The organism is Roseibium sp., assembly GCF_048260565.1.
GTDB lineage: Bacteria > Pseudomonadota > Alphaproteobacteria > Rhizobiales > Stappiaceae > Roseibium.
Window position 1 is genome coordinate 383,397 of record NZ_JBLXGP010000004.1, and the last position, 13,843, is coordinate 397,239.

Annotated in this window: 15 protein-coding genes; 10 read left to right on the forward strand and 5 right to left on the reverse strand. The window is 61.8% G+C overall.

Annotation, left to right across the window (positions count from 1 at the left end; translation table 11 throughout):
• Window positions 1-77 precede the first annotated feature (77 nt).
• Window positions 78-1,763: an adenylate/guanylate cyclase domain-containing protein gene (locus tag ACN0SO_RS12720; protein ID WP_417678178.1), complete on the reverse strand. Its 1,686-nt coding sequence runs from the start codon at window positions 1,761-1,763 to the stop codon at window positions 78-80.
• A 120-nt stretch (window positions 1,764-1,883) separates the two neighbouring features.
• Here ACN0SO_RS12720 and ACN0SO_RS12725 point away from each other — a divergent pair, with 120 nt between their 5' ends.
• Together ACN0SO_RS12725 and ACN0SO_RS12730 are read left to right on the forward strand one after the other, a co-directional pair.
• Window positions 1,884-3,230 (forward strand): FAD-binding oxidoreductase, encoded by a 1,347-nt coding sequence (locus ACN0SO_RS12725; RefSeq protein ID WP_417678180.1) that lies wholly within the window; start codon window positions 1,884-1,886, stop codon window positions 3,228-3,230.
• Window positions 3,231-3,392: 162 nt separating this feature from the next.
• The gene (locus ACN0SO_RS12730) at window positions 3,393-3,752 is read left to right on the forward strand and encodes an ArsC family reductase (RefSeq protein WP_417678182.1); all 360 of its coding nucleotides are present in this window, start codon (window positions 3,393-3,395) and stop codon (window positions 3,750-3,752) included.
• 7 nt (window positions 3,753-3,759) lie between these two features.
• Here the strand turns inward: ACN0SO_RS12730 and ACN0SO_RS12735 are convergent, their stop codons facing one another.
• On the reverse strand, window positions 3,760-4,179 hold the full coding sequence (locus ACN0SO_RS12735; protein ID WP_417678184.1) for a YcbK family protein: 420 nt from the start codon (window positions 4,177-4,179) through the stop codon (window positions 3,760-3,762).
• Between the two features lie 248 nt (window positions 4,180-4,427).
• On the opposite strand from ACN0SO_RS12735, the gene ACN0SO_RS12740 reads away from it, so the two are divergent.
• The gene (locus ACN0SO_RS12740; protein ID WP_417678186.1) at window positions 4,428-5,225 is read left to right on the forward strand and encodes a 3-keto-5-aminohexanoate cleavage protein; all 798 of its coding nucleotides are present in this window, start codon (window positions 4,428-4,430) and stop codon (window positions 5,223-5,225) included.
• On the opposite strand, the gene ACN0SO_RS12745 is transcribed toward ACN0SO_RS12740, so the two are convergent.
• A complete protein-coding gene (locus ACN0SO_RS12745) occupies window positions 5,222-6,148 on the reverse strand; it encodes a LysR family transcriptional regulator (protein ID WP_417678188.1) in 927 nt (308 codons plus the stop codon). The two genes, ACN0SO_RS12740 and ACN0SO_RS12745, sit on opposite strands and share 4 nt — an antisense overlap.
• 101 nt (window positions 6,149-6,249) lie before the next feature.
• On the opposite strand from ACN0SO_RS12745, the gene ACN0SO_RS12750 reads away from it, so the two are divergent.
• Entirely contained in the window at window positions 6,250-6,495 is a 246-nt protein-coding gene (locus tag ACN0SO_RS12750) for a hypothetical protein (RefSeq protein ID WP_417678190.1), read from the forward strand.
• A gap of 14 nt (window positions 6,496-6,509) precedes the next feature.
• Here ACN0SO_RS12750 and ACN0SO_RS12755 read toward each other — a convergent pair whose 3' ends face one another.
• Entirely contained in the window at window positions 6,510-7,109 is a 600-nt protein-coding gene (locus ACN0SO_RS12755) for a LysE family translocator (RefSeq protein WP_417678192.1), read from the reverse strand.
• Window positions 7,110-7,196: 87 nt separating this feature from the next.
• On the opposite strand from ACN0SO_RS12755, the gene ACN0SO_RS12760 reads away from it, so the two are divergent.
• The 6 genes from ACN0SO_RS12760 to ACN0SO_RS12785 all read left to right on the forward strand — a co-directional run bounded on the left by ACN0SO_RS12760 (window position 7,197) and on the right by ACN0SO_RS12785 (window position 13,325).
• Window positions 7,197-8,600: a PLP-dependent aminotransferase family protein gene (locus tag ACN0SO_RS12760; RefSeq protein ID WP_417678194.1), complete on the forward strand. Its 1,404-nt coding sequence runs from the start codon at window positions 7,197-7,199 to the stop codon at window positions 8,598-8,600.
• A 107-nt stretch (window positions 8,601-8,707) separates the two neighbouring features.
• Window positions 8,708-9,487 carry an energy-coupling factor ABC transporter ATP-binding protein gene (locus ACN0SO_RS12765; RefSeq protein ID WP_417678196.1) on the forward strand — a complete coding sequence of 260 codons (780 nt, stop codon included), beginning with the start codon at window positions 8,708-8,710 and terminating at the stop codon, window positions 9,485-9,487.
• A complete protein-coding gene (locus ACN0SO_RS12770) occupies window positions 9,484-10,143 on the forward strand; it encodes an energy-coupling factor transporter transmembrane component T family protein (protein ID WP_417678198.1) in 660 nt (219 codons plus the stop codon). The genes ACN0SO_RS12765 and ACN0SO_RS12770 overlap by 4 nt, the downstream gene beginning before the upstream one ends.
• Before the next feature lie 2 nt (window positions 10,144-10,145).
• Entirely contained in the window at window positions 10,146-10,700 is a 555-nt protein-coding gene (locus tag ACN0SO_RS12775; protein WP_417678200.1) for a biotin transporter BioY, read from the forward strand.
• 28 nt (window positions 10,701-10,728) lie between these two features.
• Entirely contained in the window at window positions 10,729-12,168 is a 1,440-nt protein-coding gene (locus tag ACN0SO_RS12780; protein ID WP_417678202.1) for an AMP-binding protein, read from the forward strand.
• Complete coding sequence (locus ACN0SO_RS12785; RefSeq protein WP_417678204.1) at window positions 12,165-13,325, forward strand: thiolase family protein; 1,161 nt, start codon at window positions 12,165-12,167, stop codon at window positions 13,323-13,325. The genes ACN0SO_RS12780 and ACN0SO_RS12785 overlap by 4 nt, the downstream gene beginning before the upstream one ends.
• Before the next feature lie 119 nt (window positions 13,326-13,444).
• On the opposite strand, the gene ACN0SO_RS12790 is transcribed toward ACN0SO_RS12785, so the two are convergent.
• Entirely contained in the window at window positions 13,445-13,699 is a 255-nt protein-coding gene (locus ACN0SO_RS12790; protein ID WP_417678206.1) for a hypothetical protein, read from the reverse strand.
• Window positions 13,700-13,843 lie beyond the last annotated feature (144 nt).

Sequence of the window (13,843 nt, forward strand, 5' to 3'; positions counted from 1 at the left end):
GCGGAGCGGCTTCGTCTCTTGGCGGGAAACCGTAGCGGGCGGAGAACACGGGGGCCGGGACGCATCCTGTTCCGGCCTCAGGCGCGCAAGGTTTCACGAAGGATGTCGGTTTCGGAAATGCAGATGACATCGAGGGGAGCCTGCCTGCCTCTCACCACCACAGAACGTCTCGTGACGTTTCCGTTGATCTCAAGGCCGGCGGCCTCAAGGATCTCGCTGGAAATGGCCGCCATCGCATTTTCCTCCTTGGAGACGCCTTCAAGGCGGCTTGCGACGTTGACCACATCTCCAAGCGCCGTCAGGCCCGAAGCGACGCCGCTTTTGCCATCTAGGCCGATGCGCCCAAGAATCACCGTACCGCCGTGCAGGCCCACCGCGACCCGCAAGGGGGCGTGGAGATGATCCGCAAGGTCCGCATTCACGCGCTGAAGTTCTTCCGTGAGGTCTGAAATGGTCGCGACGGCCGACCGGACACCGCTCTCGAACGGAGCATCGACGGCGAACAGGGCCATGATCCCGTCGCCCATGACCTTGTCCACCATGCCGCCGTTCTTGCCGATGATACGAACGACGCCGTCGACATAGCGGTTCAGGATGAAGACCACGTCGAAAGGCAATTTGCCTTCGCTGAGAGAGGTAAAGCCGCGCAGGTCGATGAACATCACCGCCACTTTCTGCTCCACGCCCCAGCGATAGCGGTCGTGCAGACCGTTGCGGCCGATGGCCCGGCCGGGAGAAAAGAGCGGACGGACGACCATGTCGCTGCGCGGACGCAGCTGGCAGGCGAGGCGGACGTTGGCGCTGGCGCCGATTCGCTTGAGTACGTGTGCTTCCGTGCGCCCCGGTTCGCTCAGGTCGGCGGACCCGGACAGGATCAGGGTCCGGCAAGTGGAACAACGGGCGCGCCCGCCGCAGATCGACATGTGGGGGATCCCCTTCATCCGGCTGATTTCAAGCAGGGTCGGGCCGGGAGCCGCCTTGATCGCGCGGCCGTTCATATAGCGGATCGTGATCCGGCGCCGGAAGTATGCGATCGCCTTGCGGATCAGGAACAGCAGAATGATGGCGGCCACCAGACCATAAAAGCCGATCCGGACGTCCTGGATCATGGCCAGAAGTTCCGCTTTCTGTGCGGGGGTGACGTTTATCTTCTGGCCGTTTTCCAGAACAAGGCGCCGTGCCGCCGTGATCCAGCCGGTCAGGGCGAGGGCCGGAACAAGCAATGCCAGGCTGAAAAGCGGTGTCCTTAGACGGGCATACCAGCTCTTCATTCGCAGCCAGTAGTGCAGGCCAATGCAGCCATGGATCCAGACGAGCAGTAAAAGTCCGCTTTGCCACAGCGCATCCGCCGGCCACAGCACAGACAATTCGTGCCGGTAGTCGATATAGGAGTCGAATTTGACCATCGCGCCGCGCGTCACGAAGATATGCTTGATCAGCACATAGGGAATGAGCAGCCCGAGCACGAGCTGGGCTGCTTCCCAGAGCGGCATGCGCCAGGTTCGCCTGCGGGCGGTTTTCCACAGCGCCAGGCCTGCATGGGTCACGAGCGCGCCATACAGAACCCATATTCCGACGGTTGTCTGCCAGATCTGGGCGCGCAGGTTATCGCCCCAGTCCATCGCCGCCAGCGAAATATTGCCAAGCGCATGGTTGAGGAAATGAAAAAAGACGAAAACGAACAGGATCAGGCCGGCAATGAGGCGGATCTGCTGTTCAAGGGTTCCGGCCCCTGGCGGATGTTTCGCCTTCGACTGCGGCATGTATCTTGTCCCTGGTTGATCCACTGACTGTTTTGGCGTGCGGTTTGCTTTATGCTCATCTTGGTAAGATTTTGGCAGTCTGAAAAGCTCTTGCATGCTTTTCGCTAAGGAGAAACAGGAATGTCGGTGTCGGCTGCGTTGATGGATGAACTTAAAGGTTTGGAGCTGGCAGATGACGCCGCGACGCTTCGGCTGAAGAGCCGTGACTTTTTCTGGTTCTCTCCGGTCCTCAAAAGGCAGCTCGACGCATGCCGCGCGGATCTGGTCGTCCGGCCGAAGACCCGGGAAGAAGTGCTTCAATTCGCGGCGATTGCCGCCAAAACGCGCACGAAGGTCACCGTCCGGGGCGGCGGAACCGGCAATTACGGTCAGGCCGTTCCGCTGGAAGGCGGGATCGTCCTCGATATGGGCGCGCTGAACCGGGTTCTTGACGTGCAGCCGGGTATCGGCACCTTCGAAGCCGGTGCGACCATGCTCGACATCGACAAGGCGCTTGCGCCCGAAGGCTGGGAGCTGCGGTTTTATCCCTCGACACGGAAACAGGCGACCATCGGCGGCTTCGTTGCCGGAGGCGCCGCCGGCGCCGGGTCCTGCACCTGGGGACAGCTCGGCGACCCGGGCGCGGTGATTGCCGTCGAGGTGGTCACCGTGGAAGAGGAGCCGCAGGTCATCCGGCTGGAAGGCCGGGATGTGCTCAAGGTCCTTCATGCCTACGGCATCAACGGCATTATCCTGTCCGTGACCGTTCCGCTGGCACCTGCCCATCCCTGGGCCGAAAGGATTGTCGCCTTTCCGGATCTGAAGTCGGCGGCGGCTTTCGGTCAGACCTTCACCGAGGCCGACGGCATCGCCAAGAAGCTCGTGTCGGTGTTCGATCCGGCGATCCCGCCGAAACTCGGCCGGGTCGGCAAGCTCGTGCCGGAAGGCCGGGCGGCGGCCATCGTCATGGTCAGCGAACCGCAGGCCGACGCCATGGCCGCGATCGCCCGCGACTTCGGTGGAACCGTTGTGTTCGAACGGGGAGCGGCGGACGCACAGGCCGCCGCCTTCGAGGGAACCGGCAGCTACGGCCCGCTCTACGAATACACCTGGAATCACACGACCCTGCACGCGCTGAAACGGGATGCATCGATCACCTATCTGCAGATCAAGTTCCCGTCCGAACACAGCCTGGAGGTCCTCACCTGCCTGGCGGAAACCTTCGGCGAGGAAGTCCTCATGCATCTGGAATTCCAGCGCCGGTTCGGAAAGGTGGCGTTTTCGGCCCTGCCGCTGGTCAGCTACACGACCGATCAAAGGCTGGCCGAGATCATCGCCACCATCAATGCGACCGGCGCGCTGGTGTCGGATCCGCACAGCTATGTTCTCAACAATGCGGGCTGGAAACGGATCGATGCCCCACAACCGGAATTCAAGCGCCTGGCCGACCCGCATGGATTGATGAACCCGGGGAAACTGGCGGTCTGATCTTCAGCCCGAACCGGGTTTCTCGCGATTTATGCGCCTTGGATACAGCCATTTCCTGATCGACCTGAATACAGAAATTTGTGAGTCCGTACCCTAGCCCTTGAAAGCGCTGGCCAGAACGGCACATTGGGGTCCCCGATCAACCGAACCAGAGGCGGCCCCATGAAGGTCTACGGCATCAAGAATTGCGACACGGTCAAGAAGGCACGCAAGTTTCTCGAGGAAGCCGGAGTGGATTACACCTTCCATGACTACAAGAAGGAAGGGGTGGATGCGGACAAACTGACGGCCTTCGTCGGTGAATTCGGCTGGGACACGGTTCTCAACCGGAAGGGCAGCACCTGGCGCAAGCTGGACGACGAGATCAAGGAAACGGTTACCGACGCCACGAGCGCCATCGCGCTGATGATCGACAATCCGTCCATGATCAAGCGGCCGATCGTCGAGGGAGAGGCGAAGAATTTCATCGGTTTCGATCCCGTCGCCTGGGAAATGGCGCTGGAACTCGGCGAATTGAAATAGGCGCTGCCTACCAGGTCCGCCTCGGGCCCACATCGATGTGATAATGACCGGACCGGTAATATTTGTAGCCGCCGACTTCCTTTTGGCGCTTCAGGAACGCGATCACCGATGACGGATTGCCGGACACGGAAAAGTCGACGGCCCGGCAGTTCAGGTGATAGGAATCGCCGGCGCCGCCCTTCCACCAGTTCTCCAGCCACCAGCGTTTGGTCGAAGTGACCGTGACCCGGCCGTAGCGATCCGAAAGCCGGTTCAGGACCTTCTTCAGCTTTCGCGGCACGCACCATTCCGTATCCGTGTAGCGGATGTTGTTGTGCGAGGAAGTCATCCAGCCGAGGCCGGTGACGCCGGCGACGGAACCGCAACCCGCGAGAGCGGGAGCGATTGCTATCAGAACAGCCAGTGTAATCGGTCTGAGACGCGCCATGATGCTTTGTCTTGGGCTAAGGAAAATCGCCCTCAGGATCGGCGCAAGACGTTAAAATTGTCATGAAAAACATGGTTAAGCGTTAGGCAATCCATGGCTTCCGGAAGGGGTGGGCGTTAACGATTGGGCCTTCCGGAAAACAGGTTTTCCAGAGGGGGCTGCCGCTTCCGGGACATGGGTCCTTGTTGACGGTTCACGTCCGGATCAGGCACAAACCCGCCACGGTTTCTCAATTCGGAATTGATTTCATGACGTCTTCCGCGCCTCTTCCGTCTCTTCCGCGCATCATGGTGGCGCCCAATGGGGCCCGCAAGATGAAGAGCGATCACCCGGCCCTGCCGATCACCGTCGAAGAGACGGTCCGGGCGGCAAAGGCCTGTTTCGAGGCCGGTGCCGAAGGGCTGCATGCCCATGTGCGCGATCGGCAAGGCAACCATGTTCTCGATGCCGGTCTTTACCGCGAGCTTCTGAAAGAGATGGGCTCTGCCATTCCGGGCATGCATGTCCAGATTACCACCGAAGCGGTCGGAATTTACAGCCCCGAAGAACAGCGCGCTCTCGTTCGCGATGTCATGCCGAATGCCGTATCCATCGCCCTTCGGGAAATGTGCCCTGACGAGGAAACCGCCGAGGCCCGGTCTTTTTACCATTGGGCTGCGGAAGCGGGCATCGCCGTACAGCACATTCTCTACAGCCCGGAAGATGTCGACCGGTTCCTGTGCTTTGCGTCGGACGGTGTGATCCCCGGTCAGTCGGCACAGGTCCTGTTCGTTCTGGGTCGCTATGCGGAAAATCAGGAGAGCGATCCGGAAGATCTCGATTCTTTCCTGACCGAACTTGCCCGGTGCCCCGCCGACCTGAACCTCGACTGGGCCATTTGCGCCTTCGGTCATCGGGAGACGGACTGTCTCGTCCATGCGATGAAAAAGGGCGGCAAGGCCCGGATCGGCTTTGAAAACGGCCTGTGGAACCGGGACGGCGCTCTTGCGACCGATAATGCGGACCGCGTCCACGATCTGGTCATGGCCCTGAAGGGTGCTGCTTAAGCGACCTGTTTCAGGTGCTTCGAAACATTTTCCAGGAGCCAGTCGCGGAAGGTGCGGATTTTCCCAGTGTTCCGGCGGCTTTCGGGGTAGCTCAGTGTCCAGCCCCCATCGATTTCGCACTCGAGGCCGAAAGGCTGGATTAAAAGACCTTTGGCAAGGGCCTCCCGGTAGAAAAACGGCGTCAGGATCGCGACACCCTGCCCGGCGATCGCCCGTTGCGCTTCAAGGGCCTGCGACCCCATGCGCGCTGCTGGATAATCCGCCAGATTTACGTCAGAGATCCCGGCGGCCCGGAACCATTCGGTCCACCAGGTGTCGTTCGGATCGATGATCGGCAGTTTGAGAAGATCTTCCGGAGTGTGGACGCCGCCGATACTTTCGGCAAGTCCCGGCGACAGCATCGGGGTGAACCGGCACGGCACGAGTTCATGAAAGCGTAGCGCACCTTTAGGCCGCCGGCCTGCGGTGATCAAGACGTCGGCCGAAGGCGTTTCCGTCGTGGTCAGTTCCGATCCAGGCGCTTCGATCGAGCGGGCATAAGGAATGAGCCGGACCGCGAGACCGGGATTTTCGAGTTGAAAGCTGCCGAGGCGTTCTGACAGCCAGAAAATCGCGAAGGTCGAGCTACACAGGATCGTCAGGGTTCCCTGGCCGGTCTGACGTACCCCGTCGAATGCGTCTCGCAACGTTGAAAACGCGTCCGCGACCCGGGGCGCCAGTTGCGCCCCGATCTCCGTCAGCTCGATGCGGCGCGGCCGGCGGCGAAACAGCTCTGCGCCCAGACGGTCTTCCAGCACCTTGATCTGATAGCTGACTGCCGCCTGGGTCATGCCGAGTTCCTCACCCGCGCGGGTGAAACTCATGTGGCGGCAGACGGCTTCGAAGACGCGGATTGCGGCGACAGGGGGAAGCGGTTCGGACATGATGCATAAAATCTCCTTATGCATCATGTCCGATTTTTCGTTGGTTTTCCAGTGCGGCAGGGAACAGATATGTATCTGTAACCCACTGGAGAAACGAAGAAATGTCGGTCCATTTGACCCGGCCGCTGCGCGTCGCCGGGAATGCCTTTGCTTGTGTCCGGTTTATCGCAAAGGTCTGCGGGCGCCTGTTTCTGCGCTCGTGCTTACCTCAAGATAGCGGGCGGGAACCGAAGCGTCTTCTGAAGGAGATCGGTCCGGGTCGTTCCCGGTCCTCCGGCCTGTCTCTGGAGGACAAATGGCGGGAGGAACTTGTCATTCTGGCCAGGGAGCAGAGCGGGCGGAATTGAAGGGCCATGCTGCGTTACAGCAGCAAGGCCCAGACCGTGGCGGCCAGCATGCCCGCCGCCATCACGACCGTGGTCGTGCGCAGGACCGGTCCTTCGCCCAGAAAGGCCAGGATCGACACGCCGAGCAGGGCCCAGATCGAATGAGCGATCGTGCCGCCGAGAATGAAGCCGCCGGTCAGGACGAGCGCGTTTTCCGTCAAGCCCAGGCCGTTGCCCGCAAAGAAGGTCGTATAGGCGACCAGGCTCATGGTCCAGGTTTTCGGGCTCAGCGGATGGATCAGCAGGCCCTCCCAAAAGCTCGGCAAGCTGACCTCGCCCTTCGGCCTGATGCTGAGGGAAACGATCCGCCAGGCGAGGTAGGTCATATAGGCCATGCTGAGGACTTTGAAGACAACCACCAGCGGCCCGCCGCCGGCCATGGCCTGACCCAGTCCGTAACCGACGCACATGTTGAGAAAGATGGAGCCGATCTGCGAGGCCATGATCACCGGGAAGGCCGTCCGGTAACCGGAGGTCGCGCCGATGGCCATGAAGGTCAGGTTGCCGGGACCGGGTGTTCCGGTCATCACGGCGACGAAAAGGGCGAAAGCGGTCAGGGTCGATGCGTCCGGCATGGTATGATGACAATCGATACAATATGGATATTGAATAGAGATACTTGAGCAATTGTTCCGGTCAATGTATTTATTGTCCTTATGACAATGTGGGTGCCTGACATTTCCGGGGCGGATGGCCCGATCTATCTTGCCATCGCCGATGCCATCGAAACCGATATCGGGACGGGTGCCCTGGCAAGGGGCGACCGGTTGCCGCCCCAGCGCGAGCTGGCCTACCAGCTCGGCATTACCCTTGGAACGGTCACACGGGCCTACCGGGAGGCCGAACGCCGCCGCCTGTTGCGCGGCGAAACCGGACGGGGAACCTATGTCGCTCCGGAATCCCAGCCGGTCTCGCCGCTGATTCCCCATGAAGATGGCGGCGAAGACCTGGATCTCGCCCGGAACTTCGCCTATCCGCACCTCAATCCGAGCCTGAGCGAAGGCCTGATCCGGCTGGCGCGCACGCCCGGCATAGAGCGGCTTAACGGCTTCGTGCCTTCCCAGGGTCTCAGATCGCACCGGGAAACCGGCGCGCTTCTGTTTGAAAAGTTCGGCCTTGAGGCCGACCCGGACCGGGTCGCACTGACCTGCGGTGCCCAGCACGGGATCCAGATCCTGCTGCAGGCGCTGTTCCGCCCGGGCGATGCGGTTGCCGTCGATGCCTTCACCTATCCGTCAATCCTGAATTCCGCGCCCCATCTCGGACTGCGGCTCGTACCTGTTCCCGCCCTGCGCGGGCCGGACGGCGGTTTTCTGGCAATGGATCCGGATGCGCTCCTGGAAGCTGTGCGCCTTCACGGCGTCAAGGGCGTCTTCCTGATGCCCAACATGCAGAACCCCACCACCCACACCATGAGCCTTACCGAACGCGCGGCACTGGTTGCCGTTGCCCGCAAGGCGGGGCTCAAGATCATCGAGGACGATCCCTATACGCCGTTCATCACCGAAAACCTGCCCGCCTTCGGCCGGCTGGCGCCGGAGCTGACGGCATCGATTGCCAGCATTTCCAAGCTGATTTCGCCGGGCAGCCGGGTCGGCTTCGTCCATGTGCCGGCGTCTTATGGAGCCTCGGTGCGGAACCTGATTGGCGAAAGCACCTGGATGGCCTCGCCGATCACCGCGGAACTGATCGGCGGCTGGATCCGTGACGGCTCGCTGGAAAAGGCCCTGGCGGCCAAGCGCCGGGCGAACCGGAAACGTTCCGAACAGGCGGTGGAGCGATTGGGTGCCGACAGGCTGCAGGGCGGCGAAGACAAGGTCTTCGGCTGGTTGCATCTGCCCGATGGCGTCGATCCGGATGCGGTCGAGGCGACGCTTGCCCATCAGGGCCTGTCGATCCTGTCGTCCCGCTATTTCCAGACACCGGGCCAAAGGCTGGCGCCTTACATGCGCGTGACCTTCGGCTCGATCGCGGATGACGGCAGGTTCACCGAAGCGCTCGACCGAGTGGCGGCAACGATCGCCCGTTTCGAGAAGGGACCGGAACGGTCCCAGCCGGTTGGATAAGGCTGCGGTCTAAGCCAAATGATGAGTGGCTTACCTTTGACAAGCCTGTATTCCGTGTGAATAAGCGAGCAACCGGCACGGACCGGCCTGAAGGCTTGAAAGGCGACATGGCGTTCTGGACCCCGCACAGGAACAAACGAGACGAAGAGCAGCGCTTCGATCCGGCGCTTGCGGATTTTGCCGTCTTTGAAGGCGTTGGCCTGACCCTGGGCGGCCGTGAGGTGCTCAAGGATGTTTCCCTTTCGCTCTCCGAACGCCGCATCGGCGTCATCGGTCTGAACGGATCGGGCAAGAGCAGCCTGGTGCGCCTCCTCAACGGCCTGCATGTGCCCGGACGCGGCAGCGTGCGCATATTCGGCGCCGAGACCAAGGCGGTCCGCGCACAGCTGCCGCGCCATGTGGGGTTCGTATTCCAGAACCCGGACCACCAGGCGATCTTCCCGACAGTGGAAGAAGAAATCGCATTCGGTCTGACCCAGCTTGGCGCCGACAAACAGGCCGCACGGGATGGGGCCACCGATTTTCTGAAACGGCATCACTGCGAGCCGCTGGCCAAAAAGCCCTTTGCAGAACTGTCCGAGGGCCAGAAGCAACTCATCTGCATCCTGGCCGTTCTCGTCATGCAGCCGGAGCTGCTTGTTCTCGACGAACCGATGGCGAGCCTCGACGGTCTGGCCGCGCGCCGCATCCTGCGGAAACTGAAGTCGCTCGACCAGAAAATCGTCCTGATCAGTCACGATCTTGCGGTTTTTGACGGGTTCGACCGGGTGATATGGCTGGAGGACGGGCAAGTGCGCATGGATGGCGTTCCGGGCGATGTCCTGCCGGCCTATGTGGCCGATCTTGACCGCAGGGCCGGTGCCGCAAAAGAGGAGGCGGACCTGTGATTTCGGTCTACCTGCCAGGCACGAGCTGGATCCACCGGACACCGGTGCGGCTCAAGCTGCTGGCGCTCGCCGTCGTCAGCATGGCGATCCTGCCGGTTCACGATCCTTTGGTGCTGGGTGCGGCGCTTGCGGGCGTCCTTGCGCTTTATGCCGCGCTCGGACCACAGGGGTTGAAGCAGGTACTGCTTTTAAAACCATTGGTGTTCCTTTTCCTGATCATCTTTCTTCTGCACGGGATCAGTGGTTCCTGGGTGGAAGGTCTTGTGGCCGTGTTGCGCCTCGTTGCCATGGTGCTGCTTGCCAATCTCGTTTCCGTCACCACCCGCATGGACGACATGCTGGACGCGGTGATGCCGCTCTTCTATCCGCTGAAGATCTTCGGTGCTTCCCCGAAAAAGCCGGCGCTCGCCGTGACCCTGGTGATCCGGTTTGTACCGGTGCTGCTCTCGGTATATGCCTCTCTGGCAGAGGCCTACCGGTCCCGCACGGGCAAACGCGGCAGCTGGCGGTTGATTGCCCCGTTTGCGCTTCAGGCGCTCAGAATGTCGGAAAACGTCGCCGAAGCGCTGACCGCCCGTGGCGGTGCGGATGGTCTGGTGCCGGAAAGTACCGCAAATACCGACGTACAACGCCGGATGCTGAAAAGGAACTTATGAATATGACAGACCGTTCGCTGGTCCAGATCGCATTTTATGCAGCCCTGATCGCCGCCCTCGGGTTGCTGACGAAAATCACCATTCCTGTCATGGGCGGCGTGCCGATCACGGCGCAGACGCTGGGTGTGATGCTGGCCGGTGTCATGCTCGGTCCGGTCCGCGGAGCCCTTGCGGTGCTCCTGTTTCTTTTCCTCGTCGCCCTCGGCGCGCCGCTTCTGGCCGGTGGACGCGGTGGGCTCGGCATTTTCGCTTCGCCCTCCGTCGGTTTCCTGATCGGCTGGCCGGTCGGGGCCTTTGTGGCCGGCTTCCTTATGCAGCGGACGAAGGCGCTGTCGGTCCTCCCGGCGGCTGTTCTCGCTGCTCTCGTCGGCGGGATCGGCGTCGTCTATCTGTTCGGCATTCCGGGTGTTGCGATCATGGCGGATTTGCCTCTGGCAGAAGCCACCACTGGCGCTGCCGTCTATTTACCTGGCGATCTCATCAAGGTCGTCATTACCGCCATTGTCGCCGAGACAGTCGCCCGCGGCCTGCCCCGGGCCTTGATCTCGCGCGGCTGACCGGCCCGGTCCGAAGGGATGGCCTGATATGGCCTTTGTCGGAGACAGTCTGAAGGATCACGCCAGAGCGCGCGCGCAGGAGTGCGCTCTGGCCTGTGACCGGCGCTCCTGGACCTGGGCAGACCTGTTTAAGGATGTCGAGGCGCTTGCCGGTGAACTGGCATCCCGCACTCCCGAAGGTGCCCGGGTGGGCCTCTCCCTGACCGATCCGGCGGATCTGCTGATCGCCTTTCTCGCCGTCATCCGCCGGGGCGGGCTCGCCATGGTGTTCGACCCGGCCTGGCCACCGGCCCGCCGATCCTGGGTGGAGCGGGAGACGGCACCGGACCTTGTGCTTGACGCAGCCGCGCTCGCCGAACTCCGCGCTCGGGCGCCGCAATCGTCCGGATCGCTGAAAGCACCGGACGAAGCGGTTCCATTCTACGCGGGCTTTACTTCCGGCTCGACCGGCGACCCGAAGGGCTATTGCCGAACCCACCGCTCCTGGCTGAAGAGTTTCGACTTGAGCCGGGCGGAATTTGCCATCGGTCCGCAAAACCGGATCGTCATTCCCGGAAGCCTCGTTCATTCTCTGCATCTTTATGGGGCCGTTCACGGCCTGCATGCCGGTGCCAGTGTGGCGTTGTCTCCTTGGTTTTCCCCGAAGACGCTCGCGGAGCAACTGAGGAAGGCTGAGGGGACCGTCTTCTACGCCACGCCGACCCAGATCCACTATGTGGCCGAAGAACTCAAGCGGTCCGGACCGGCGGCAACGGTCGGGCTGGTTCTGGCGAGCGGCGCGAAATGGTGCGCCGAAGACAGGCGGGCCATGGCGGCGATCTTTCCGAAAGCCCGGCTGGTGGAGTTCTACGGCGCCTCCGAGATGAGCTTTATTGCCGTTTCCGCGCCCGAGGATGACGTGCCTGACCGGTCCGTAGGCCGTGCGGCGGCAGGCGTGTCGATCCGGATCGGGGAACCCGGCAGTCCGCCTGTGGCTCCGGGGACGACCGGGCCGATATGGGTGAAAAGCGGCCTGCTGTTCGACCGTTATATCTGTGGCGGCGGTGAAGAGGTGTGCTGGAAGGACGGCTGGCTGACCGTCGGCGATCACGGCTACTTCGACGATAATGGATTTCTCTATCTCGCCGGCCGGGAAAAGCGGATGATCGTGACCTCCGGCCTCAATATCTATCCCGAAGAGGTGGAGCAGGTTCTGGCCAGCCATTCCGCTGTTCGCGCGGCAGCCGTCTTCGGGGTCCCCGATCCCGTGCGCGGCAGTCGGCTGGTTGCTGCCGTCGCTCCGGAACCGGATGCAAGGATTGAAGCGAGCGAACTGCGTCGGCTTTGTCTTGGCGAGCTCGGCCGGTCGAGAACGCCGCGGATGTTTCATGTGATCACGGACTGGCCGTTGACCCCGGGTGGTAAGACCGATCTGCAAAAGCTGGAACGTGATCTGCTTCAGGCGACAAGAGCCGAGGCCGCGGAATGACCGGCAAGCAGTCCGCAATCATCGTGGCGGCCCGCAGGACGGCGGTCGCCCCGAGAGGCGGCGCCTACCGGCATTTGCAAGCCGATGAGTTGGCGGCCCCCATCATCGAAGCCGTCCTGACCGATGCGGGACTGTCCGGGGGAGACGTCGATCAGGTCATCCTGGGAAACGCTTTATATGGCGGCGGCAATCCCGCTCGCCTGGGCGCCCTGCGCGCCGGATTGCCGGAAACGGTCTCGGCGATGACAATCGATACCCAGTGCTGTTCCGGTCTCGATGCCATCCTGCAGGCGGTTCGGCTGGTGGAAGCGGGTGCAGCGGACTGTGTGCTCGCGGGAGGTGCTGAAAGCTTCAGCCGCTCAGCCATCCGGATGCGTCGTCCGATCAATTCCAATGAATCGCCGGTCGGCTATGACCGGCCGCCATTTTCACCTTGGCCGGATCGGGACCCGGACCTGAGCGAGGCTGCCGCGGATCTTGCGCGTCGGCACGGAGTGTCACGTCAAGCCCAGGCAGTCTTTGCGGTCGAAAGCCACGGCAAGGCCTCGGCCTGTATCGAGAGCGGTAAATACGGACCGGAGATCGTTATCGTATCCGGTCTTTCCCGCGATGCCTTCGCCCGCAGGCTGGAGCTCAAGACCGCTCTGCGCGCACCGGTCATCGCCGGTGATGCGGAAACCGGCGTGTCGACGGCAACAACGGCGGTCGAAGCGGACGGGGCCGCCGTCGTTGCGATCCTGTCCGAAAGGAAGGCACGCAATCTCGGTCTCACGGCCGGCTTGCGGGTTCTGGATGGCGTTACGGCGGCCGGCGGCCCTGCGCAGCCGGCGCTGGTGCCGCAGGTCGCAATCCGGCGTCTTGCCGGAAGGCTTGATTTGGAGCCGGGTGCCTTCGATGCGATCGAACTGATGGAGGCCTATGCCGTTCAGGCATTGGCGACCATAATAGATCTGGGGTTGGATCCGGCCCGGGTGAACACAAACGGCGGGGCGCTTTCAAGAGGTCATCCGATCGGTGCGTCGGGTGCGATCCTTGCCGTTCGTCTGTTCCACGACCTGAAAAACCGCAAACCGGGCCAGACCGGCCTTGCCGCAATAGCGGCCGCCGGCGGTCTGGGGACGGCCGTAGCATTTCAAAGTGTCGATTTTCGCGCCTGAAATCTGCCGCTCGAGCCCGCTCCGGCATTAAGAATTGTTAACGATTTCAATCTGTTCAAAACGTTCGGAGGGCCGCCGACCCGCAGGTTTGCTTGAGTTTTTGCCGTTTGATGTCAGGGTTATCCACATGCCCGAAACGGCGAATTTTTCGGACTGAAAAATTTTTCAAAATTCTTGTTGACCGGGCCGGCGGCCACCCCTATAACCACGTTCATCGACGGCGGCAACGTCGCTGGCGACAGGGCCTTGCGCTCTAAATTACCCGAAAAGATGGCTTGACGGCCGAATGCAAATTCGGCATAAGCGCCTCGTTCCTCGGGACACGGTTCTTCGGAAAACGCCTTCGGGTGGTACGGAATAACCAACTGGCTCATCGAGCCAGCGTTCTTTGACAATATGATATATTGAAGGAAGGGAAGCGTGGACGGCGTTGTTCTTGCGGAGCTGGGGCTTTATTGTCCTGGTTTTGAGAGAAAGTTACGCAGGTACGCTGATCTTCTAGACAGGAAGCCGGTTGG

Bases quoted from the DNA above. Each gene is read 5' to 3' on its own strand.
- ACN0SO_RS12720 (WP_417678178.1), bottom strand. From the start codon at position 1,763: ATGCCGCAGTCGAAGGCGAAACATCCGCCAGGGGCCGGAACCCTTGAA.
- ACN0SO_RS12725 (WP_417678180.1), top strand. From the start codon at position 1,884: ATGTCGGTGTCGGCTGCGTTGATGGATGAACTTAAAGGTTTGGAGCTG.
- ACN0SO_RS12730 (WP_417678182.1), top strand. From the start codon at position 3,393: ATGAAGGTCTACGGCATCAAGAATTGCGACACGGTCAAGAAGGCACGC.
- ACN0SO_RS12735 (WP_417678184.1), bottom strand. From the start codon at position 4,179: ATGGCGCGTCTCAGACCGATTACACTGGCTGTTCTGATAGCAATCGCT.
- ACN0SO_RS12740 (WP_417678186.1), top strand. From the start codon at position 4,428: ATGACGTCTTCCGCGCCTCTTCCGTCTCTTCCGCGCATCATGGTGGCG.
- ACN0SO_RS12745 (WP_417678188.1), bottom strand. From the start codon at position 6,148: ATGTCCGAACCGCTTCCCCCTGTCGCCGCAATCCGCGTCTTCGAAGCC.
- ACN0SO_RS12750 (WP_417678190.1), top strand. From the start codon at position 6,250: ATGTCGGTCCATTTGACCCGGCCGCTGCGCGTCGCCGGGAATGCCTTT.
- ACN0SO_RS12755 (WP_417678192.1), bottom strand. From the start codon at position 7,109: ATGCCGGACGCATCGACCCTGACCGCTTTCGCCCTTTTCGTCGCCGTG.
- ACN0SO_RS12760 (WP_417678194.1), top strand. From the start codon at position 7,197: ATGTGGGTGCCTGACATTTCCGGGGCGGATGGCCCGATCTATCTTGCC.
- ACN0SO_RS12765 (WP_417678196.1), top strand. From the start codon at position 8,708: ATGGCGTTCTGGACCCCGCACAGGAACAAACGAGACGAAGAGCAGCGC.
- ACN0SO_RS12775 (WP_417678200.1), top strand. From the start codon at position 10,146: ATGACAGACCGTTCGCTGGTCCAGATCGCATTTTATGCAGCCCTGATC.
- ACN0SO_RS12780 (WP_417678202.1), top strand. From the start codon at position 10,729: ATGGCCTTTGTCGGAGACAGTCTGAAGGATCACGCCAGAGCGCGCGCG.
- ACN0SO_RS12785 (WP_417678204.1), top strand. From the start codon at position 12,165: ATGACCGGCAAGCAGTCCGCAATCATCGTGGCGGCCCGCAGGACGGCG.
- ACN0SO_RS12790 (WP_417678206.1), bottom strand. From the start codon at position 13,699: ATGAGCCAGTTGGTTATTCCGTACCACCCGAAGGCGTTTTCCGAAGAA.